The sequence below is a fragment of the Paenibacillus xylanexedens genome, assembly GCF_001908275.1.
GTDB classification, from domain to species: domain Bacteria; phylum Bacillota; class Bacilli; order Paenibacillales; family Paenibacillaceae; genus Paenibacillus; species Paenibacillus xylanexedens_A.
Genome location: NZ_CP018620.1, coordinates 4,993,592 through 5,016,680 on the forward strand (window position 1 = coordinate 4,993,592; position 23,089 = coordinate 5,016,680).

Sequence of the window (23,089 nt, forward strand, 5' to 3'; positions counted from 1 at the left end):
CGTTCAGGTTTTGCCCTTGTGGTTGCAACCCTGCAAGCTGATCTATGGGATTATTCAGAAGTTGCATTCACAACTCTCTCAATATGAATCGTTAAGTACATTAATTCTTCGTCAGTTAGTTGATACGTGTAGTTGCTTTCAATGAATTTCTTGATTTTCTCCGAGCACTTGTGCGCTGCTGGATACTTTTTCTGAATCATCAGGAACAGTTCATCATCGTTGTTGCTCTTGTAATGTTTTCCCTTCACCAAACGTTGGGCGAAAAACTTCAAATGCGTGACAAAACGATAAAAAGTCAGTGAGTTTTCATCAAAATCAATCTTGAAATGATACTTGATGATTGTCAAGATTTCCTGCATGACCTGCGTCATACTCTTGATGTTTGGCATTTCTTCGTTCAAAGCTGCATTGACAAAATGAAGTGCCATAAAACCGGCTTCGTCCTCGGGCAAGATCACACCAAACTGATCACAGATCATATTGAGCGCTTCCATTCCGACTTCATATTCCTCTTTGTATAACTGCTTTGTCTCCCAGATTAAACCGTTGCGTATGGGCAGATTCTTGCGATACCGCTCAATAGCAAAGTGAATATGATCTGTAAGATGTAAGTAAATGCTCTCATTTAATTTCTTACCAAGTTTTAGCTTGGCATAAGCGATGATTTCCTCGGATACTTTCATGTATTCCAGAGGAATGCTTGAGATTAATGCCTTGAAGTTTTCCTGAATATCTTCATTCTGTAAAGTAAATATCTTGTCGATATGCTGCTCGGAAACCATATCACCCGCCCGCTTCTGATAAGCAATCCCCCGGCCAATGATAATAACTTCCTGTTGTTCGTCATTCATTGCAACTACAGCATTATTGTTCAGCACCTTCTCGATTTTCACTTTATCACTCCAATATACAGAAAAAGACAAACCAATCCCTTTTCTCAAGGTATACGGCTTTGCCTGATTCAACAGTTACAACCCGATATGTTGTACGCGCTTCCCTCATATTATTACAAATTTCTACACAGTGCAACAAAAAGTTAATATCGTATTAGCATGACTCCCGATCTAGGTAAATATACTCACAGGAGTGAGCAAATCAAGAATTATTTTAAAGGAATTCACGGTTTATTGTTTTTGCTTTCTTTCTCCAGTTCCGCTTCGATTCTTCGATTAATCATGTTCATTTCTTCTGAACTCAAACGATCGACATCTTTAAATTGCTTATCCATCTCGTACTCTTTCGCCTCACCTTTGTTCATTAACCCCAGATGATTTTTGATATCCCGGATATCTTCACGCATATGTATCGTCTGACGGTATTGGTCTACAACAAGTGCAAAAATAATGCCCCCGGCCACTATTGGACCAAATGGGATCAGATAACATAAAACAAGTCCTATGAGCAAAAATATAACAAAGTACATGATGTAGTGCCCCTCTCATATAAAGTATCTACTTTGCTAAGTTAGACGTTTCTCAGATTACAAATTAAAGCGTTCCTGGATTAACTTTGCCACTTCATCCGGGCTCTTGTGTGTGTTATCAATCCGTATGTAGTGCTCATGCATGATTTCCCCCGGTTCCGAATTCAATCGATAAAGCTTCATCGTATCAAGCAAATCTCGCTCAGACCACGCGATGTCTCGCTTTGTTGGCTTATGTAACAGGCGATGCGGACTTTTATTGCGCTCCAATCTTTCCGATGCATCGGCTTCCAGTTCCACATAACAGACCTGACCCCCTTGAGATGTAAACAACTCACTGATCTTACGGATGTATTCACCATCTGACTCCGCGTCCAAAGCCCACACAAATGTGAAAATTAAACCCGGCAGGTCACTCTTTGCCACTTCTTCGAAAATCTCCTGACGGAACAGACTTACCAGTCTTTTGCCTTGTGGTGTGCCATAGCTGAAGAAAGGAGACACCAATTCAATCGTCATATGGTTATGAAACAATTTAAGCTTTGTTATCTTCTCCAGTTCTTGCCCAACCGTCATTTTGCCCACAGCCTGCGGACCAAAAATAATCACCAATTTCATTTGATCACTCCTGACAAGGTGGTGTTCATTCCATTAATTCAATTTTATGGACATTAAACTCTATAATACCTTCTTTAGGGCAAATAAAAAAGAGGTTTCAAGTGATTCCCTCAACGCGTGAGGGCTTGAAAACTCTTATCTTTAATTAAATAAATTTATTTTAACTTAACGTCCGATCAGTACCCATCCCCACTTCATCCGGCGCAATCCCATCGCGCAGATCCATGAGATCAGAAGCGCCACAACATAAGATAGAATGATACCTACGCTGAAGTGCCGAGCCAGGTCATCTGTGAATTCACGTCTCCAGAAGAGCAATACGAGTGGATGCATTAAAAATACACCGAACGCAACTGTACCCAAGGAGTCCAGAATACGAGTAGCTTTACGAACCTCGGTATGTTTTCCTGTGCCGATTCGTTCACTAAAGATCAACAGGAGCAAGCAGGCTGACAAGGTAAACAGATTACGGAACAGGAACAGCACGGTATAGGTAATAACCGGGTATGCAGCAAAAGCGGTTTTGATACAAGCATTACCATATATAAAAATGGCACCTCCACCTAACAACGCAGCTATGAGCATATAACGGTGAGTATACAGTTTGTTCAATGCCCCCTCAAAGTTTAACCCAACCCATGCGCCAAATCCAATCACGATCAGATAACTGGGTAACAAACTTCCTGTCCGTTCGAAGTGAAACTGCAAATGTAGTGCATAGAAGATCGCTTGGCCCGCAATAAAGAATAATGGCAAATAACGATTAAACAAACGGTGGCGTGTAAGGGACAGAAGCCATGGAAAAACGATATAGAATTGAAGAATGATCAGAAAAAAGTACAAGTGCGTATGAGCGGTTCCCATCACTAATTGTTTGGCAAATTGAACACCATGGGTCAAAGGTTCTTTGCCCGCAAGCAACTGTTTAATGGCAAAATAGATAAGGGACCACACCACATAGGGTACAAATACATTAAATAAACGCTTCTTATAAAAAGCGAGCATCCAACCCTTCTCATTCACCTTGGAGCTGTAGTTGTAGAACAAGACCAGGGAGGACAGGAACAGAAACGCTGGAACGGCAAATTGCAAAAACGTGTTCCAGAAATAATACACATCATGATCTAATGTATGCTTGGGGTAATGCGCAACTGCTGTTGAAGTTGCATGAATAGCTACCACTGCCATGATGGCAAAAGCACGATAGAGATCCAGATACTCAATTCGCCGGGGCCGATTAACCGGTTGATTCATAAAGATAACCTCACTTGTGCCTGATATGGGATGATAGTTTCCGGCCGCAATCCAGATTCTATGCTTCATTTTAATCAGCACACGAGGGTAATACAATCATAATCCATATTATTTTCGTTATATTACATCATTATTCTGCATTATTCGACATTTTCTATCCAGAATCGTTCAACAATGTTGCCATTGGACTCCACATAGTCTTCATCCCGAATGCCACCATTTCGAAGGATAACCCTTCTGGAAGGCTCATTAACCGCATCGCATACGACCAATACTTTGGAAATTCCAAGCTTTCTCGTTTTCTCCAAAGAAAGCCTGAGAATTTTGGAACCATAGCCATTGTGCCGCTCTCCTGGACGAATACCATATCCAATATGCCCTCCACTGTTGAACAATTTATCGTTAAGCTCATGTCTTATATTCACGGCACCCACGATTTGTTGACTCTCCGTGACCAGCCAGTATGTACTGTCTTTGACCCAGCCCTCCGGGATGTCGATCCCTTGTTCATTACGCTGCAAAAACGCCAACATCTCATCGAACGCATAAGGATCTTTGGAAATGACCCAAGGAACCATCAATTCTCCACTTCTGACCCAGTCTTCATAAAATGCCAAATACGCATCCTTATAGGCTTTTGATGGTTTAATTAATCTAACGTGTTCTTTCCCCATGATCATTACAACCTCCCAACAGATATTGATATTGCCACGTTCTCTCTTCCAGGACATGACGTTCTTGTTCTTCCATCATACAGTCATAAAAGATAGCTTTCACTGCATACGTTGCGGCATGCACCGCATGGCCTTTCACATGTGCCGTTGCTGCTGCGTGCCCCGCCGCACGAGATGCAGCAGAGGCAGCGACATGATCGGCTTCCCGTGCAGCAGCATGAGCTGCAAAAGCCGCCTTTCGAGCATCAACCATGGTAATCTCACCACAGATCCAACCTCTTCCTGCGTCAATGGCATCACGGGCGCGAAGATCCTCCGTCTTCTTCTCAAATATATACAAGACACGTGCCGCACACTCCGCAGCCCAACAGGCCAATGTATGGTGATCCTGTTGCTTAGCCAAATCCTCTATTTCACTACGTAAAGGTGCATCTTTGAATGTAGGTTTTGCCATGGTCATGCTCCTTCCATTGTTCAAATACTACAAATTCACTCTCAGACAAGTTCGAAAAAGGACCTGCGTGTGTGCAGATCCTCTTCAAGTGTACATCTTCCCGCTTATTCTATCATTATACGGACTTTGTCAATACAGACTGTTGAACATCCCGATCCTTTTTCGCATCCGTGTCTTTGTACGTAAATTGGTAACTTCCAGATCCAAGTGTGACTTCAACATCGTCTCCAATGTTTTGAATATCCTGAACTCCACTTATCTGATCCAACGGTTTCCCTTGTTCCAGAACGATCTGTTCACCTGCTCCAGGAAGACGTACCGTACCTCTCGTGTTGGCGGGAATATGCACCCGAATCTCCATTTCACCCTCCGCCAGTCGGTGCCAGCTTGAAGCAACTTGACCATACATCGTCTCCAGACTCGCTTCCACCCAATCCAGTCCAGGTCCGGGTTGCGGCTCGATATGCACCATTCGGAATCCTGGCTGATGTTCATCGGACCGAATGCCGGCAACGTAACGATACAACCATTCTCCAATCGCTCCGTATGCATAGTGGTTAAATGAGTTCATATCAGCACTCCAGAGACTTCCATCCTCTTTGATCCCATCCCAATGTTCCCAGACGGTCGTTGCGCCTTGAGTCACCTGATATAGCCAGGACGGATAATCCTCTTGAAAAAGTAATGTATATGCCAGGTCGTGAAGACCTGCATCACTCAATACCGGATTCAGATAAGGTGTGCCCACGAAACCTGTAGTAAGATGATTGCCCGCCTCTTTCACGAGTTTTGCCAATTGATCGACAGCACGAGTTCGAGCAGTCACGTCCAGCAGGTCAAATTGAAGCCCCAGAACATGTGCTGTTTGCGTAGGAACAGCAATTTTGCCGGCTGGAGTCACGAATTCATTTCGAAACGCATGAACAATGTTTGTGTGCAACTGCTTGTAATATTCAGCATCATCTGTCTTTCCAAGGACCTCAGCCGCTTTTTGAGTTAACGAAACCGAATAGGCATAGAAGGCAGATGCCACATAATCCGTGTCCGTTGCGCCGACATAACTATCAGGCTTAGAGTCCAGTCCCAGCCAATCGCCAAAATGGAATCCCGTGTTCCACAGATACGGATTGTCACCCTGCACGTGAATGTATTCAATCCAACGTTGCATGCTCCCATATTGCTCATCCAGTAATCTGGCATCCCCATACATCTCATAGATCGCCCAAGGACAGATGACGGCTGCATCCCCCCAAGCGGCGGAGGAATGACTGGTGTCACCCCATCCTTCTGACGTGGAATTTCTCAGATCCGGAACGAAGAATGGAATACCGCCATCTTCTCCCTGATCCGCTTCCAGATCCCGCAACCATTTGGTAAAAAAGGGAGCCGTATTCATCAGATAGGAGGACGTTCGGACAAACATCTGTGCATCCCCGGTCCATCCGAGACGTTCATCCCTCTGTGGACAGTCTGTCGGCACATCAAGGAAATTCCCCTTTTGCCCCCACAATATATTGTGATGCAGTTGGTTCACCAGTGGACTGGAGCATGAAAACTGACCTGTTTGCTCCATATTCGAGTGCAGCACTATTCCGGTGAATTCATCCAGACGAATGTGTTCCGGGAAGCCAACCAGCTTCACATAGCGGAACCCTTGGAACGTAAAATGTGGTTCAAATGATTCCACGCCATCCCCCTTGCACGTGTAGCGAATACACTGCTTGGCGGCGCGAAGATTATCGGTGTAAAAGTTGCCTTCATGATCCAATATCTCAGCATGGTGCAGCTCAACCGTCTGACCTACCTCACCTTGAATGCTGAATCTCACCCATCCCACCATATTCTGCCCCATGTCTATTACACGATCTCCCTGTGGGGTTGTTAACAAGGCATTTGGCTGTAGCTGTTCTACTTGGGTAACGGGTACGTTCTCCTGAGCAACGATGATATCTTTGGGATGATCCAGTACGTTCACGGGTGACCAATTCGTCTGAGATGAATCCGACCAGTCGGACTCCATTCGTGCATCATACGTCTCCCCCATATAGATGTCCGACATACGAATGGCACTAGGAGCAGCGGTCCAATCCCTATTGGATATAATACATTCCTCTGATCCATCTGCGTATTTCATATGCAGTTCCAGCAGCAATGCGGACGTTGAACCAAATATCTCCCGTTCTTTGTTCCAGCCAAGATATCCTCGGTACCAGCCATCTCCCAGATTAGCACCTAAAATATTCTGTCCATCCTGAAGCAGGTGGGTAACATCATAGGTTTGATATTGTAATCGCTTACAATAAGAGGTCCAACCAGGTGTAAAATAATCTTCTCCTACTCTTGTGTTGTTCATATGCAACTCGTATAATCCAAGTGCTGTAACATATATGCGGGCAGAAGTAACAGGTTGTTTCACATTAAACTGCTTGCGCATACGCGGGCATGACGTATCTCCATCATCTGATGGTTGAGCTGTGATCCATTCTGCTTGCCACTTGTTATGACTATCCATAAGTCCCATCTCGAAATAAGCCGATTCGGACCAGCCCGAATCATTTCCTGAATCATCCCATGCCTGAATCCGGTAATAGTATCGCGTTTGCGGGGAAGGCTGAAAATGGTTTAATTCCACATGTATGGATTGATCCGTGCTTATCTTGCCAGAATCCCATGCAATCTCATCAAAATCTTCTGACAGGGATAGCTGGATCTGGTATGCGGATTGCATGCAATTTCGACGATCAGACTGTAACTGCCAGCTTAATCTCGGTGATTTGACATCAAGGCCTATCGGATTAATTCTATACTCACAGCGAAGGTGACTAACGTTGAACATTAGCAGATCGTCCTTTCCATCTTGGCTTCCCATTCGGGGTTGCGATATAATTATATCGATCCTGTTGTCGTAAATACCCGGTAATCAGGACTATTTCATCCGGTGATTCAGCCATCTGTGCGAGGAGGTTGCTTGTGAATTCATCTGTACAACTCATGAAAAGTGAATACTTTCTGCATAATCATTTGCAACTTTTTGTCAATCGTTGCTCTGAAGATTTTGTGCTTCCTTTTCACGCACATGATTTTATTGAATATAGCTACGTTGTCGAAGGAAAGGGCTTTCATCATATCGGTGAAGATGTCATTCCGGTGACAAAGGGGATGCTGTTTGTCATTCCTGTCGGCGTTCCTCATGTCTTTCGTCCTGTCAGCACCAACGTAACCGAGCATCCGTTAATTATATATAATTGCTTATTTAATGCTGAATTGATCCACACGCTGACAGCAATCATTCAGGAAAAAGAAATCATTCAACATCTGATGGATCTGGCACAAAATCAGGTTCCTTATATATCCGTTGTGGATCACAACGACCGGATTGAAGAACTAATGGTGAAGCTGTACCGTGAATCCTCCGTTCCGGGAATCGGTTCGTCTACCATGTTATACACCTTGGTAAGCCAGTTGGTATTGATGACCTACAGACAACTTTATCAAAAGGAACATGATGAAGAGAATCATTCCACCGGTTTTGATTACATTCTTCATTATCTCAAACAACACGTAAGCAATCGTATTCGGATGTCTGATCTGGTCCGTGTATCGGGCTGGAGCGAAAAACAGATTGGCCGAATGTTTCTGCGACATACTGGTCAGACCTTTAGCAGCTACCTGCAACACCTGCGTATACAAAAAAGCTGCGAACTTCTAAAGAGTTCACAGCACAAAGTCAGTCTGATTGCCGAGCTGGTCGGATATCGGGATATGGATTCATTCTATGCTGCATTCAAAAAAATAACAGGCGAAACACCTCTCGCCTATCGCAAAAAATCCAGAGTACAGCACTCTGGACAATAAGGTTAACTTTCAGACACCAACAACCTGTAACACTTCATCTATGTATGCCTTGGCCTCTTTCCATGAAGACATCAACGGAAAGTTGTATCGCTCACGCTCCTGTATGTTCCATGGATGTGGGATACAGATGACCTTTTTGCCATCCTCATGCGCGGGAATCAAATTATGTGCTCCATCATCAATGAGCAGATCGAAACCGAGCAAGTTTTTTCTTTTGCATGTAATAAACTGTTCTGCGGTTATAAAAGGCATATGCTGCTGGAGCCAGTTCCACTTCTCAACAACTGTTCTTGGTTCTGCTGCCGTCACAACAATGACATCATAAGCATCGTTCAGCTTTCGCATCTCATCTACTACATACTCATCGTATAATTCCAATTCCTCGAACAGACCCGGCCGACCATAAAATACATCATGCGTGCTCTCTGGATGACGCAAATGGGATGTATCCCAATGAATCATATCCTCGTAGCGCAACGGATGGGTCGGGAAGTTGAGGTTGTTGTGATATATAGCCCGCTTGACCAGATGACATATCGTGTCATCCATATCTACAGCAATAATAGGCTTCTTCATGGTTATCCCTCCCCCAATACGATCACAGTATACCATCCAGAATGTTAAGTAGTCATCTTTTTTACCTTGAAATGCCAATAGCGTTGATGAGAATTCTACCTGATTATATTAAAAAGGCGCCCCGGCGCCGTAATACCAGCTACGCCCGGGGTGCCTATATAGGTTAATCTATTCCAAGTTCTCACCATTTGAGGCAATGACTTTTTGGTACCAGCCAAAGCTCTTTTTCTTATACCGATTCAGTGTGCCTTGTCCGTTGTCATCCTGATCCACGTAGATCACGCCATAACGCTTGGACATTTCCGAAGTGGATGCACTGATGATATCAATTGCTCCCCAGTTGGTATATCCCATCAGGTCCACACCATCCATAACGGCTTCTTTCATTTGTGTAATATGTTTTCTCAGATAATCAATCCGGTAATCATCATTGATGGAACCGTCTGCTTCAACCGTATCTTTGGCACCAAGGCCGTTCTCTACAACAAACAATGGCAGTTGATAACGGTCATACAGCTCTTTCAATGCCACACGCAGACCGATCGGGTCAAGCTGCCAGCCCCATTCCGTACGCTCCAGATTCGGGTTCTTAATCGTACTGTACAGGTTTCCTCCAGTTACTCCATATTCCTCTGGGTTCACTGCGGACACCAAGGATGTGTAATAACTGAACGAGATGAAATCAACCGTGTGCTCACGCAGGATCTGCTCATCTCCTGGTTCCATGGCAATCGTAATCCCGTTCTCTGCCCAGTACCGAGCCATAAACGTTGGATAACTACCACGAACTTGTACATCCGTATGCAGCAGGTTCAACTGATTATCGATCTGTGCTTGCAATACATCCTCTGGCTTCGATGTCGCCGGGTAGTGGATCATACGTGCAAGCATACATCCGATCTGGAAGTTCGGGTTAATCTGACGTGCTTTCTCTGTCACCAGGCTGCTGGCTACAAATTGATGATGAAGTGCTTGATAAGAAGCCTGCATCGTGTTCTCAACTCGGTCTTCAATAATACCGCCGCCTGTGAACGGTTCAATAATGGTTGTATTAATCTCATTAAACGTCAACCAGTATTTTACTTTATCCTTGTATCGGTTCATCACGGTTTCCGCATATCTTACAAAATGTCCAATCACTTCGCGCCCAGCCCAGCCGTTGTATTTCAGAACAAGTGCCATAGGCATCTCATAATGCGAGAGGGTTACAAGTGGTTCGATATCGTATTTCCGGAGTTCATCGAACACTTCGTCATAGAAACGCAATCCCTCTTCATTTGGCTCGGCATCATAACCATTCGGGAAAATACGCGGCCAGTTGATGGACAGTCGGAATGTCTTGAAGCCCAGCTCGGCGAAGAGCGCAATATCCTCTTTGAAACGATGGTAAAAGTCAATCCCGTAACGCTTCGGATAACCTTCTGCACTGTGATGTGCCATTGCTTTCTCAACCGTTGCACTAGTAACATGCATCAGTTCTCTAAGGTTGGTGTAGTCCTTTTTCTCAAAATAAGGAACCATGTCGGCTGTCGACCATCCTTTGCCGCCAGCGTCAAATCCACCTTCAGCCTGGTTAGCGGCAATAGCGCCGCCCCATAGAAAACCTTCCGGGAACCCTTGTCGATTAATCATTCGTATCTCTCCTTCTTATGTTGATATTGTTAGTCCTAAGACGGGCAGTTTAAATCTCAGCTTTCAAGACGTCTTCACCCATCGTGATTTCACCCAATTTCACAGGTAGAACCTGCTTGTAATCAGCCGTATTGGTAACAACCATAGCGGTTGTGATGTCGTATTCTTTTGCAATTTCAGCCAGTTCAAACGTGAGTAACTTGTCTCCAGCCTGTACACGTGCTCCATTAGCAACATGTGCATCAAAATACTGTCCACGCAGCTTCACTGTGTTAATTCCAACATGAATCAACAATTCCATTCCGTTATCACTGCGGACAACGATCGCATGTTTTGTTTTGAACACATTCATGATGGTACCTGTCACTGGAGATACCAATTCGCCCACCGTTGGAACAAATGCCACACCTTTACCCATCAATTCATCACCAAATGTTGGATCGTTGACTTCTTTGAGCTGGATGGATTTACCTGTCATCGGTGCAACAGCTACTGCATCACTCGTTGGTGTTGGATCGCCCATGTCGTCTACATCTACGGTTGCAGCATCGTTAGAAGTTACTTTCGCTGGTGCTGTAGAAGCACCAGGTGAGAATTGAGCCAACGCCTCTGCGTCTCCTTCTTCTTCCTTGATACCAAATATCGTAGACATGATTGCACCCACGATAAAGGCCAAAATCATACCCCCAAAGGAATACCAGAAGGTTTGTCCGATCAGGGAAGGAAGTCCTGGGAGACCACCGTTACCCGCAAGTACATACGCTTTCGCGCCAAAAGCAAGGGCGAATCCACCACCCACCGCACTACCAATCATCGCTGCGGCAAATGGTTTTTTGTATTTCATGTTAACCCCGTACATAGCTGGCTCCGTTACACCCATGAGTGCGGTGAAGCTCGTTGACAATGCCACGGTTTTGAGTTTTTTATCTTTTGCCCGGAAGAATACGCCGAGTGTTGCACCAGCCTGACCCATATTGGAGATAAAGGTCAACGGCAAGAATTTATCAAAGCCTAGTGTAGCGATATTACTCAGAATGATCGGCACAAGTGCATAGTGCATTCCTGTCATAATAATGAGCGCCATCGCGCCGCCAAGAACAATACCTGCAATCAATCCGCCTTCATTCAGCAGCCAGTTGATGCCGCCAGACAATCCGCTACCTACAAATGTACCCAATGGACCGATCGCAATCAGCGTCACTGGAACCATAACAAGCAAAGTAATCAGCGGCACAAGCAATAGCTTGAGTGCAGCAGGGATAACACGGTCAACCCATTTCTCAACATAAGACATCAACCATACTGCAAGAAGAATCGGAATAACCGATGAAGCATAACTTACTGCTGTAACCGGGATTCCCAAAAATCCAACCGATTCACCGCTAGATAACAATGCTGTCATGTCTGGATACATGAGTGCCGTACCTAGTGCAATCGCAACAAACGGGTTACTGCCGAATTTACGAGCAGCGCTGACTGCAATCAGTAAAGGCAGGTAGTGGAATACGCCGTCACCGATGGCTGAAAGAATACGATACGTATCCGTTCCGGCAGACATCCAACCTACGGACACGAACAGTGCAAGTAATCCCTTGAGCATACCTGCCGCAGTAATCGCTGGAAGCATTGGAGCAAAGACACCTGCGATTGTTTCAAATATTTTCAGCACGACATTTTGTTTTTTATCCGACTTTGGCTCTTTGTTGTTTTCTGTAGTTTGCTGGATTGCCGGATTTTCCTTCACCATAGCGTCGAATACTTTCGACACGTCATTACCGATAATGACCTGGAATTGATCACCGGAAACATTCGTTCCCATGACCTTATCCAGTTTCTTGAGTGAGCCGTTATCGACTTTATCGTTATTCTTCAAATCAAAGCGTAGTCGAGTAACGCAGTGATAAACTGAGTTAATATTGTTTGTTCCCCCAACGGCTTTGATGATTTCCTGCGCCGTTTCCTGATGTTTCATGATGTTTTCCTCCTCATTTTTCCAATAAAAAATACCCGAACGAATCTAGCGCATATTGATGGCGCCATCTCATTCGGGTATTGCCTGATTGAACAGTAACAAGCCCATAGGATATCCAGTTGTAATTTGATTCTATTGCGTGGACTTCTCGTCCCGCTTGGTTTTCATCAAACGTTCTAGATGGAGCGTTAGATATAACTGCTCAGAGTGAGTCATGTCATACTGATAATTCTTATGGATAAAAGTCTCAATCTTGCCAATACATTTGAATGTCTCCGGATAGTTTTTCCGCACCACTTCATATAAATACTCCTCAGCATCATCATGTGAAGAATGTGTAATGACACGCTGACAGAAATATTTCAAATGGGTGATGAAGCGGAAATAGTTGACGCTATCTTCATCCAATTCGACGTTGAAGTGATATTTGATAATATTCATGATCTCCTGCAACAGCTGCATCAGATGGGTGACATCGTTCATGGAATCATTGACTTCCGCATTGATGAAATGTAAGGCAATATTACAGATTTCATCTTTGGGAAACTCAATATCCAGCCTTTCCTTCAGCAAGGTCAGTGCTTCTCTGGCCACATCATACTCCGCCTTATAGAAGTGCTGAACTTCCCAAGAAAGTGGATTACGAGTAATCATTCCTTTTTCCAAGCGTTGAACAGCAAAGTGAATGTGATCAGATAGCGAGACGTAGATCCCGTCACTGATGGTTTTGTTCAGTTGCGTTCGTGCCAGTGTCACAATATCATCTGTTGCCTGCAGAATCTCAATCGGCACTTCAGCTACGATGGATTTGAATTTCTCATAAATCGATGCATCCTGAAGACGAAATACCTTCTCAATCCGCTCTTCATCAATCTCATCGCCTGCTTTGAACTTAAATCCGATACCCCGGCCGAGGATCAGTAGTTCCTGATTTTTGTCATCCACGGTACTGACAATATTGTTATTAAATATCTGTTTAATAATCATTATGGACCCACCTGGTTTTTTTTGAGGAATAAAAAAGGGCAAAACCAAAACAGAAATAATAAAATCATTTCCATAGTGGTTTTGCCCGCATTACCGGTAACAAGCCTCGGATATAATTTATCATAACCTGAAAACGGTGTCAACCTAAAAATACTACCGCTCTATTCCACTTGTTTAGATCATATCAAACATTTACCTTTTATGTTATTTTGAAATGAGATATAACCTTTGATATTTAATAATATGACCCAAACTAATCAGGAGGATTCACTTTGAAAAAAATCACTTCGTTTACCGCCGTCATTGCTGCCATCTCGCTATTGTTATCAGTTCCGCCCACCTTGGCCGCAAAATCCAATGAACTCTCGTTAATAGAGAATTACATGTCCGCTGACCAGCTGGATCGGAAGACACAAAAACTTTTGAATGATGAAATAGTTAAACTCGTGGGGAAACAGAACATTCAATTCATCAAAATAGACACATCATTTGATCCGTGGGTCATTAACGGAACTATAGATGGAACTGGATTCGCAGATTTCACACAAAGATACGATCCTGATACAAATCATGTCGCGTCCACCCTTATCATGTATGATACCGCTGATCTCAATAAAGTCATGGATAATGCGCTGCGCCTGAAGCTTGATGCCTTCTTAAAAACATTTGAGGATGAAGATATCTTCATTAAAAGTGGTTTTTGGCGTTTCAAAGCCAATGATCAGGACCATGGACATTTACTCCAAAACTATTGGGTCATCTTTGGACCAAGTCAACAACTTTACATCGATGTGGACAAAGATAATCAAATGTCGGCAATTCTGCAATATAAAATCGATGATTCCTATGCCTGGATGACAAACATAGCACGAAATTCACTCAAAACACTTGGAATACCCTCAGTAAAAGCTTTTGATTACACCTTATTTACCGTAGAAGGAAAAGATATGTTATGGCAGTATAGGGATGACGACAATCTAAATTACGTACATATCGGCAGCAAGACCGGAAAGGTATGGAAAGTCACCAACGAATTAGGTATCAACTGGAAAAATGATGCTGATTTCAAAAAGTCTTTTGCCAAGCCCAAGCTCAGCAAAAACAAAGCACGATCTATCGCTGTACCTACAGTCAGATCTATATTTGGTATTGAGCTAAAAGGTTATTCCGTTCGTATCCAAGAGAACGAGTACACCTTCACGAAAAAAGGAGCCACGACGCTTATCGGTAAAATCAATACAAAAGGCGCATTTTATTCGTTTGAAGCCATTCCTTCAAAAGGGATAAGAAACTAACTTACATAATAAAAAACAAGCGGCTTGAAGCGCCGATTTAAAATTGCATAAGAAATACTCCGCTTTATGACGACAGTCGATTTGATCTTGTCATCATAAAAGCGGAGCCGGTATCATCAATCTACGCTTGACGTGCTTATAAGGAGTCCTTCTTTCGAAGGGCCTTTCATCATTGCTGGAAGGTCACATTAATCTGTACAATCTCCGAACGACTGCTAGTACGAATTGGAGGTCCCCAGAAACCAAATCCTGAGGTTACAATGGAGTGCATAGAGCCCTTTTGCAGATAACCCCAATCATTCTCGTAAATCGCTTGTGTGATGAACTGAGCAGGTGCAATCTGTCCACGGTGGGTGTGACCGGATACGACCAGATCTACATTGTTCTGCTCCGCAATATCCAGATCATAGGGCTGGTGATCCATCATTAGTACCGGTTGGCTCAAGTCAGTACCTTGCATTAACGTAGATACTTCTGCCCGATCCTTCTCTGTTCGGTCTTTCCGACCAATGAGGGTGATCTTGTCATCCAGTACGATCTTGTCATCGTACAGAACTTGCATGTTGCTCTTCTCCAGCGCAGCAATCAGATCTTCAATCGGGCCATCGAACTTATCGTGATTCCCGAGTGAAGCATAGACGCCGTATGGAGCCTGAATGTCACTGATAATATCGGCAATTCCGCTATTGAGGTACATATCCAGATTGTCATCAATAATATCTCCAGGATACAGCACCAGATCCGGCTTCAGAGCATTAATTTCCTCCACCATGCGTTTCGCATGTGCAGGGCCAGACAGAAGTCCAAAGTGCATATCGGCTGCCATGACAATGTTGAGCTTGTCTACACCTTCTACTTTTTTATCAATCTGGATATTATATGTTCTCACTACAGGGCTGTAGGCGTTGAAAATTCCGTAACCCAATGTGGACACTAAAAGCACCAGCGTAACGAATCCCGCCCATTTCTGTGTGTGATGTCTAGGAATACGGGTTAATCTCAACAACCACATCGTGAGGTGAACGACGGGCAGAATCAACAATAACAACGAGAAGATTGCCAGCCAGTAAGAACCGATGATACCGAGGAACGAAATGCTTCCAAATACCCGTGCCAGAATGAAGGAAACAGCAAGGAATACAAGCGCTATAATATAAAACCATCGAAATCTGGCGGACACAACTGGTTTCATCCAACTCCAACCGCTCCAACCTATGTAGAACACTAATAAACCGTATACGACCAAAAACAATATACCTGCTAATACAAACATGCCCGGTCTAACCTCCACGTCAATAAGTTGTATTCTGAATTTTCATTACGGACACAGGTCCGTCTGAACAAGTATAACGTAGTTGATGAGTCAGATCATCTGTTTGCCAAACCCAGATTCGTACATTTTATTACAATTTAATGATATTCAAATTCGAACCATTAACCAGAAAAAGCATTCCCGCTGCCGCCCTGAATAGTTAAATTCAAGGACCACTGCAGGAATGCTTTATTTTCGGAATTAAAATTACTCGTTAGTGTCCATCCACTGGAAGTGGAATGAACCTTCTTTGTCCACACGTTTGAATGTGTGAGCACCGAAGTAGTCACGTTGAGCTTGCAGCAAGTTTGCTGGCAAACGCTCTGTGCGGTAGCTGTCGTAGTAAGACAGTGCGCTGGAGAATCCAGGTACTGGAATACCTTGTTTTACAGCAGCCGCTATAACTTCACGCCATGCGCCTTGATAAGATTCAACGATGTTTTGGAAGTAAGGATCCAAGAGCAGGTTTTTGAGTTCTGCATCTTTGTCATATGCTTCTTTAATGTTTTGCAAGAACTGCGAACGGATGATGCAACCACCACGGAAGATCATGGCAATGTTACCGTATTTCAGATCCCAGCCGTATTCATCGGAAGCTGCACGCATTTGTGCAAATCCTTGAGCGTAGGATACGATTTTACTTGCAAACAACGCTTTACGAACGTTCTCGATGAACGCTTTTTTGTCGCCAGAGAATGCTTCAGTTGCTGGTCCATTCAGGATTTTGCTAGCTGCTACACGCTCGTCTTTCATGGCAGACAGGAAACGGGAGAATACGGATTCCGTGATCATGGACAGTGGTACGCCGAGATCCAGCGCGCTTTGGCTTGTCCATTTACCTGTTCCTTTTTGTCCAGCAGCGTCCAGAATAACGTCAACCATTGGTTTGCCTGTTTCTGGATCGTATTTGGAGAAGATATCTGCTGTGATCTCGATCAGGTAGCTGTCCAGTTCCCCTTGATTCCACTCCGTGAAGATCTCATGCAACTCTTCAACGGAAACGTTCAATACGGATTTGAGCAAGTGGTAAGCTTCACCAATCAACTGCATGTCTCCGTACTCGATACCGTTATGCACCATTTTCACATAGTGTCCGGCACCGTCTGGTCCGATATATGTGCTGCAAGCGTCATCGCCAACTTTAGCGGAGATCGCTGTCAGGATCGGTTCTACCAACTGATAAGCACTTTCCTGACCGCCTGGCATGATTGCCGGGCCTTTCAGTGCGCCTTCTTCACCACCAGATACACCTGCTCCGATGAACCGGAAACCTTTTTCTTCCAGTTCTTTACTGCGACGTTGTGTGTCAGGGAAGTAAGCATTACCTCCATCGATAATAATGTCGCCTTGATCCAGATGAGGAAGCAGTTGCTCGATCGTTGCATCTGTTGCTTTACCTGCTTGCACCATGATCAGAATTTTACGCGGAGACTCCAGGGATTCCACGAATTCTTCAATAGTAAACGCACCTGTCAGGTTTTTACCTTCTGCTTCTTTCAGAAGATCGTTCGTTTTCTCCGGGGAACGGTTAAATACCGATACCGAGAAACCTTTGCTTTCAATATTCAAAGCCAGGTTTTTACCCATTACTGCCAATCCAATAACACCAATCTGTTGTTTACTCATTATGTCCTCCCAATACTCCATTATTTATATAGTAAGTTGAAACGAATGAATGGTTATAGATTATTGTACTGTTTTTTTCCAGTCCGCTGCAAATTTGTCCATACCTTGATCTGTCAGCGGGTGTTTGGAGATCTGTTCAATGACGGAGAATGGAACAGTAGCAATATGTGCTCCAGCCATCGCTACACGTGTAACGTGATCCGGATGTCTTACAGAAGCCGCAATAATCTGTGCATCCAGGTTATGTGTACGGAACAATTCAGCAATTTTGGTAACCAATTGTACGCCATCCTCGGAGATATCATCAAGACGTCCCAGGAATGGGGATACATATGTCGCACCAGCACGAGCAGCCAGGAGCGCCTGGTTCACAGTGAAGATCAACGTTACGTTGGTTTTCACACCTTTTTTGGTCAAGTAACGGCAAGCTTCAAGTCCTGCAAGTGTCATTGGCAATTTAATCGTGATGTTTTTGTCGCTGTTGTTAATTTTGATCAATTCGTCTGCTTGCGCGATCATTTCTTCAGCAGTAAGGGCATCTGGTGTCACTTCCGCAGAAACGGACTCCACTTCAGGTACCAAACGCAAGATTTCTTCAATACGATCTTCGAATTTCACGCCCTCTTTGGCTACCAAAGATGGGTTTGTTGTTACGCCAGATAATACGCCGATTTTGTATGCTTTTTGGATATCTTCCACGTTAGCTGTATCGATAAAAAATTTCATGATTAAATTACCTCCAGATATATTTTTTATTTTGGTTTAGAGATTCGCATTAACCGCCAAAGGTATGCTATTTGTAACTACAGACTCCTGATCCGCCGGCTCATCAAACCACCAGTGGTGACCTTCTTCTTCAAGCATAACATCTGATTCAGCCGGTCCATAGCTACCCGCAGGATACAGGTGAAGTGGCAACAGATTTTCCTGGAATGCATCCAGAATTGGTTGCACCCACGCCCATGACAATTCTACTTCATCCCAGTGGGCAAAGAAAGTTGGATCACCCAGCAAAGCATCACGAATCAGATTCTCGTAAGCTTCCGCGAGGTCACCTTTATCCGGAGAAAGATCGATGTGAACCGGTTTGAATTCACCTTTATTCTCAGGATCACTTGCATTCAGTTGCAATGTCATGCTCTGATCCGGACTCATCTCAATGACGAGCAGGTTTGGCTTGGAACCTTTGTTTTTCAGCACATTTGTCTGTCCTGAAGGTTCTTTGAATTCAATCACGATACGTGTTGATTTCTCCTTCATTCTTTTACCCGTGCGAATGTAAAACGGAACACCACGCCAGAAGAAATCATCAATTTGCAATTTGGCAGCAATGAATGTGTCATTCATCGTATTCTCGGCTACACCCGGTTCAGCAGTATACGCATTTACCGGTTTACCTTGAATGTTGCCTTCTGCATACTGTCCACGGATGATGTTTGCGCCCACAGTTTGTTTTTGTAACGGCTGGATCGATTCCATAATGTGCTTTTTCTTCAATCCAACTTTTTCGGAAGTACTGTTGTATGGAAGCTGAATCGCCATCATCATGAGCAATTGCAACATATGATTCTGGAACATGTCTCGCACTGCACCAACATGATCATAATAGGATGCACGTTCTTCGACACCTACAGTCTCATTCGCCGTAATTTGCACATTGGAGATGTAACGGTTGTTCCATAACGCCTTCATGATTGGGTTACTCTGATGCAACGTCTCCAGACGCTGTACCATCGGTTTACCCAAATAGTGGTCAATCCGATAAATCTCTTCCTCCGTGAACGATTCGCTTAATTTGCGATTAAGGTCTCGGGCGGATTGTAGATCGTGACCAAATGGCTTCTCGATGACGAGACGTTTCCAGCCCTCTGTGGAACCCAGTCCACTTTCTTGAATGTTCTCGGCAATCGGTTCGAAGAATTCCGGACCAACCGAGAGATAAAATAAGCGATTGGACGGAATGCCAAGCTCAGCTTCTCTTTGTTCAACTAATCCCAACAGCTTTATATAATCTTCCTTATGGCTTATATTCAATACACTGTAGCGGAAAGCTTTCACAAATGACTTCACAACTTCAGGATCAGCCTGGCGTCTGGAAAATTCATTTAATGATTTTTCCACTTGTGCCTGAAAGAATTCATCAGACCAATCTCTACGCCCCAGACCAATCAATGAGAAGGTTTCAGGAAGCTTCTGCTCAAGATATAAGTTATATAAGGCAGGATATATTTTTCTTTTGGCTAAATCGCCAGTAGCACCAAATAAAACAATGGTAGTTGGTTCCATCTCACCGTTCTCCTTCCAAGTAACTCTGGTTTCTTTGTTGTAGTTACACTATAATACGTTTTATAGCTATACAAGTAATTAATATATTTCACAGGAGCTATAGACCACATCTATGACAACAAATTACGAACTATATAAAGTCTTTTACTGGGCCGCCAAAACGGGAAGTTTGACACAGGCTGCGAAAGCACTGTATATCACTCAACCCAGCGTCAGTCATGCCATTAAGCAATTGGAAGAGAGCTTTGGTCTGACCTTGTTTTATCGAAATTCCAAGGGTGTAGCGTTGACACAGGAAGGTGCCAGTCTATACTCCTATATTGAACAATCCCAGATTCTGATCTCACTTGCAGAAGAAAAAATGGCCGCACTGAAGAATCTCGACAATGGTGAATTGAGAATTGGTGGCAGTGACTCCCTGTTCAAGCATTACATGCTGGCGTATCTAGAGGAATTCCACACCTTGTACCCTAACATCAAGCTACATCTGAGTCATGGAACTACGCCGGAAGTGATTACCTTTCTGAAAGAAGGAAAGATTGATCTTGGTGTTGTTCGGATGCCCATTGTTGATCCACAGCTAGAAGTCAGGGAAAGTATTCAGTTGAAGGACTGTTTTGTAGCTGGGGAACGTTATGCTCAGTTGAAAGGTAAAGTCATGACACTTGAGATGCTTCTGGAGCATCAACTGATCCTCTTCTCCCGGAACAGCCGGGTTCGTATGGCTATAACCGAGTTGTTTAACAGCTATAATTACACGTTGAAACCTGAGATTGAGGTTGGTAGCGTTGATCTGTTGATTGAGTTTGCGCGTCGAGGACTGGGGATTTCCTATGTCACACGTGAGTTTATCTCCAAAGAGCTGGAGGAAGGTTCTCTCTTCGAAATTCAGCTTGATGTCCCGCTCCCCCCTTCCCATGTGGGGATTATGACCAAGCGTAATATGCCGATTTCTCTGGCAGCCAACCGGTTTATGGATCTCATTTTCAAATCCTGAGTGGTCACAATGTCAAAAGGTACAATGAAGAGCCCCACCATCCAGTTATGGATGATGAGGCTCTTTGGTCTGCATAATGTTTGTGTATATCTTAACGATTAAAGACTCACCAGATAGGACGCGTCCAATATAAGGGCAACCTTACCATTACCAAGGATCGTTGCGCCAGATAGATGGTTCATCGCTCCCAGATACGTACCTAGCGTTTTAATAACGACTTCCTGATTTCCTATAATCTCATCTACTGCGTAAGCTGCAATTTTATCAACGGAACGCACGATCACCAGTGGAATGGTTTTGGATTTACGGTCTGTTCGTGGATAGTTGAGCCTGTCGCACAATCGGTGAAAAGGTACAATTCGTCCATGATTCAGGATCGCTTGTTGCCCCTGAATCATCTGAATATCTTCAGGTGAAATTCGAACAATCTCAGCAACATTATACATCGGCAAGATCAGAACACGACCCGATACTTTGACTAACAGACCTTTAATAATCGCCAATGTGAGTGGTAGACGAATCGTAAACGTGGTACCCACACCAACCTCCGTATCAATATCAATGATACCGTTGAGTCGCCCAATCTGACTACGCACGATGTCCATTCCAACACCACGTCCTGATACTTCACTGACAGAAGAAGCTGTGGAGAAACCGGGCTCAAATATGAGATGGACAGCTTCTTCTGTTGTTAGGCGTGCAGCCTGTTCCTCACTAATGATACCTTTGCCCAAGGCGGAAGCTTTAATCTTCTCACCATCGATACCTTTGCCATCATCCGAATAACGAATGACAACATGATTTTCTTCATGAAATGAAGTTAAGGTAATACGTCCTTTGGACGGCTTGCCGAGTTCCGCTCGAACCTCTGCACTTTCAATGCCATGATCTGCACTGTTGCGGATGAGATGGATCAGCGGGTCACTCAATTCTTCAATAATCATCCGATCAAGCTCGGTCTCTCCACCTTGAATAACCAGTTCCAGATCCTTACCCAGCTTCTGTGATAGGTCACGAACCAATCTCGGGAAGCGACTGAATAGTTGATCAATGGGTAACATCCGTGTCTTCATTACACCTTCTTGAAGTTCCTTGATCACCCTGCCCATATGATCGGATACACCACTAATACTCCGGATGAGTGTTGAAGACTCCTTACGCGCACCCGATCCACTCAGATCTGCAAGGGATGTTTGATCAATTAACAGTTCACCGACCAAATTCATCAAATGGTCCAGACGTTCAACACTCACACGAACCGTAGGTTGAGCCGTTTTCACTTTCTCTTCCGGACCAGTTGTAGCTGCGGTAGTCACGCTTGGTTTCGTTTGCTCTGTTTCAGAGATTAATTCAAGTGGTGCAGACGTCGCTGCAACCTCATTGGATTCCAGCAGATATGGATCAATCTCCAGCATATGAATATCCGAGTCTGAAGACAGCTCTGCCTTAAGCTGCTGTGGGTCCTTCGACGTTGCTACGATGATGATGAACTGACCATAATGATCATCTTCATTCTGCGCGCCCGGTTGGCTCTCCATGAGCGATGTAGCGACAACCGTACCACAGATGTCCTCAATGCGTTGTCGTAAAATATGATATCTGGCCGCTTTCATCATGCACTTCTGCTCCAGCACAACATGAATGGACATTAACTGCTTGCCTGACACAATAGCTACCTGTGCCATAATCGACTCTAATGGTTGCAATTGAGGTATTTTAAGTTGCCCGACTACTGTCGGGGTCTGAATTAAATCCTTTATTTCTCGTACTACCGCTCGAAAGTCTGCATAGGCTTCCCCACGGATGTACTGATCACGAAGCACCTTCATGGCGTCCAAAGAGCGGAACAACGTATCAATTAGCTCCGAATTCATCTCCGGTTTTTTCTCCCGGACCCATTCAAGAGCATACTCCACTTCATGCGTGAGGTCGCTTAATTCACGGAAATCCATTGTGGATGCCGATCCCTTGATGGTATGAGCTGCCCGAAACAGCGTCTGAACCAGTTCTACAGAAGGCGAAAGCTCCAATGCCAATAAAGACTGATCCATACGTTCCAGTTGATCATTCAGTTCTTCGATAAAGATGTCACGGTAGGCAGACAAATCCATCATTCGTATATACCTCC

At 44.2% G+C, this 23,089-nt stretch carries 19 protein-coding genes; 3 read left to right on the forward strand and 16 right to left on the reverse strand.

What is annotated here, in order from left to right; translation table 11 throughout:
- Nucleotides 1-50: 50 nt before the first annotated feature.
- The 7 genes from licT (BS614_RS21725) to BS614_RS21755 all read right to left on the reverse strand — a co-directional run bounded on the left by licT (BS614_RS21725) (nucleotide 51) and on the right by BS614_RS21755 (nucleotide 7,259).
- A complete protein-coding gene (gene licT, locus BS614_RS21725) occupies nucleotides 51-893 on the reverse strand; it encodes a BglG family transcription antiterminator LicT (RefSeq protein WP_074095537.1) in 843 nt (280 codons plus the stop codon).
- 224 nt (nucleotides 894-1,117) lie between these two features.
- Nucleotides 1,118-1,423, reverse strand: coding sequence for a hypothetical protein (locus BS614_RS21730; protein WP_074095538.1), 306 nt, complete (start codon nucleotides 1,421-1,423; stop codon nucleotides 1,118-1,120).
- Between the two features lie 57 nt (nucleotides 1,424-1,480).
- A complete protein-coding gene (locus tag BS614_RS21735; RefSeq protein WP_074095539.1) occupies nucleotides 1,481-2,041 on the reverse strand; it encodes a DEAD/DEAH box helicase family protein in 561 nt (186 codons plus the stop codon).
- 165 nt (nucleotides 2,042-2,206) lie between these two features.
- Nucleotides 2,207-3,295 (reverse strand): acyltransferase, encoded by a 1,089-nt coding sequence (locus tag BS614_RS21740; protein WP_074095540.1) that lies wholly within the window; start codon nucleotides 3,293-3,295, stop codon nucleotides 2,207-2,209.
- A 140-nt stretch (nucleotides 3,296-3,435) separates the two neighbouring features.
- Nucleotides 3,436-3,975, reverse strand: coding sequence for a GNAT family N-acetyltransferase (locus tag BS614_RS21745; protein WP_074095541.1), 540 nt, complete (start codon nucleotides 3,973-3,975; stop codon nucleotides 3,436-3,438).
- Nucleotides 3,950-4,423: a putative immunity protein gene (locus tag BS614_RS21750; protein WP_074095542.1), complete on the reverse strand. Its 474-nt coding sequence runs from the start codon at nucleotides 4,421-4,423 to the stop codon at nucleotides 3,950-3,952. The genes BS614_RS21745 and BS614_RS21750 overlap by 26 nt, the downstream gene beginning before the upstream one ends.
- Nucleotides 4,424-4,538: 115 nt before the next feature.
- Nucleotides 4,539-7,259 carry an alpha-L-rhamnosidase gene (locus tag BS614_RS21755; protein ID WP_074095543.1) on the reverse strand — a complete coding sequence of 907 codons (2,721 nt, stop codon included), beginning with the start codon at nucleotides 7,257-7,259 and terminating at the stop codon, nucleotides 4,539-4,541.
- 134 nt (nucleotides 7,260-7,393) lie between these two features.
- Here BS614_RS21755 and BS614_RS21760 point away from each other — a divergent pair, with 134 nt between their 5' ends.
- On the forward strand, nucleotides 7,394-8,278 hold the full coding sequence (locus tag BS614_RS21760; protein ID WP_084174671.1) for a helix-turn-helix transcriptional regulator: 885 nt from the start codon (nucleotides 7,394-7,396) through the stop codon (nucleotides 8,276-8,278).
- Between the two features lie 9 nt (nucleotides 8,279-8,287).
- Here BS614_RS21760 and BS614_RS21765 read toward each other — a convergent pair whose 3' ends face one another.
- From BS614_RS21765 to licT (BS614_RS21780), 4 genes are all read right to left on the reverse strand, one after another.
- Nucleotides 8,288-8,854 (reverse strand): 5' nucleotidase, NT5C type, encoded by a 567-nt coding sequence (locus tag BS614_RS21765; RefSeq protein ID WP_036613472.1) that lies wholly within the window; start codon nucleotides 8,852-8,854, stop codon nucleotides 8,288-8,290.
- 168 nt (nucleotides 8,855-9,022) lie between these two features.
- The gene (locus BS614_RS21770) at nucleotides 9,023-10,486 is read right to left on the reverse strand and encodes a glycoside hydrolase family 1 protein (RefSeq protein WP_017687861.1); all 1,464 of its coding nucleotides are present in this window, start codon (nucleotides 10,484-10,486) and stop codon (nucleotides 9,023-9,025) included.
- Nucleotides 10,487-10,535: 49 nt separating this feature from the next.
- Nucleotides 10,536-12,458: a beta-glucoside-specific PTS transporter subunit IIABC gene (locus tag BS614_RS21775; protein WP_074095544.1), complete on the reverse strand. Its 1,923-nt coding sequence runs from the start codon at nucleotides 12,456-12,458 to the stop codon at nucleotides 10,536-10,538.
- Nucleotides 12,459-12,590: 132 nt separating this feature from the next.
- On the reverse strand, nucleotides 12,591-13,445 hold the full coding sequence (licT, locus tag BS614_RS21780) for a BglG family transcription antiterminator LicT (protein WP_036613466.1): 855 nt from the start codon (nucleotides 13,443-13,445) through the stop codon (nucleotides 12,591-12,593).
- Nucleotides 13,446-13,717: 272 nt separating this feature from the next.
- On the opposite strand from licT (BS614_RS21780), the gene BS614_RS21785 reads away from it, so the two are divergent.
- Nucleotides 13,718-14,740 (forward strand): hypothetical protein, encoded by a 1,023-nt coding sequence (locus BS614_RS21785; protein ID WP_074095545.1) that lies wholly within the window; start codon nucleotides 13,718-13,720, stop codon nucleotides 14,738-14,740.
- A 169-nt stretch (nucleotides 14,741-14,909) separates the two neighbouring features.
- On the opposite strand, the gene BS614_RS21790 is transcribed toward BS614_RS21785, so the two are convergent.
- The 4 genes from BS614_RS21790 to zwf form a co-directional block, all read right to left on the reverse strand.
- Nucleotides 14,910-16,013: a metallophosphoesterase gene (locus tag BS614_RS21790; protein ID WP_074095546.1), complete on the reverse strand. Its 1,104-nt coding sequence runs from the start codon at nucleotides 16,011-16,013 to the stop codon at nucleotides 14,910-14,912.
- 246 nt (nucleotides 16,014-16,259) lie between these two features.
- The gene (gndA, locus tag BS614_RS21795; RefSeq protein WP_036672842.1) at nucleotides 16,260-17,678 is read right to left on the reverse strand and encodes an NADP-dependent phosphogluconate dehydrogenase; all 1,419 of its coding nucleotides are present in this window, start codon (nucleotides 17,676-17,678) and stop codon (nucleotides 16,260-16,262) included.
- Between the two features lie 60 nt (nucleotides 17,679-17,738).
- Entirely contained in the window at nucleotides 17,739-18,404 is a 666-nt protein-coding gene (gene fsa / locus BS614_RS21800; RefSeq protein WP_036613461.1) for a fructose-6-phosphate aldolase, read from the reverse strand.
- A gap of 36 nt (nucleotides 18,405-18,440) precedes the next feature.
- On the reverse strand, nucleotides 18,441-19,964 hold the full coding sequence (gene zwf, locus BS614_RS21805; protein WP_074095547.1) for a glucose-6-phosphate dehydrogenase: 1,524 nt from the start codon (nucleotides 19,962-19,964) through the stop codon (nucleotides 18,441-18,443).
- A gap of 112 nt (nucleotides 19,965-20,076) precedes the next feature.
- On the opposite strand from zwf, the gene BS614_RS21810 reads away from it, so the two are divergent.
- On the forward strand, nucleotides 20,077-20,961 hold the full coding sequence (locus BS614_RS21810) for a LysR family transcriptional regulator (protein WP_036672843.1): 885 nt from the start codon (nucleotides 20,077-20,079) through the stop codon (nucleotides 20,959-20,961).
- Between the two features lie 98 nt (nucleotides 20,962-21,059).
- Here the strand turns inward: BS614_RS21810 and BS614_RS21815 are convergent, their stop codons facing one another.
- On the reverse strand, nucleotides 21,060-23,075 hold the full coding sequence (locus BS614_RS21815) for a chemotaxis protein CheA (RefSeq protein ID WP_074095548.1): 2,016 nt from the start codon (nucleotides 23,073-23,075) through the stop codon (nucleotides 21,060-21,062).
- Nucleotides 23,076-23,089 lie beyond the last annotated feature (14 nt).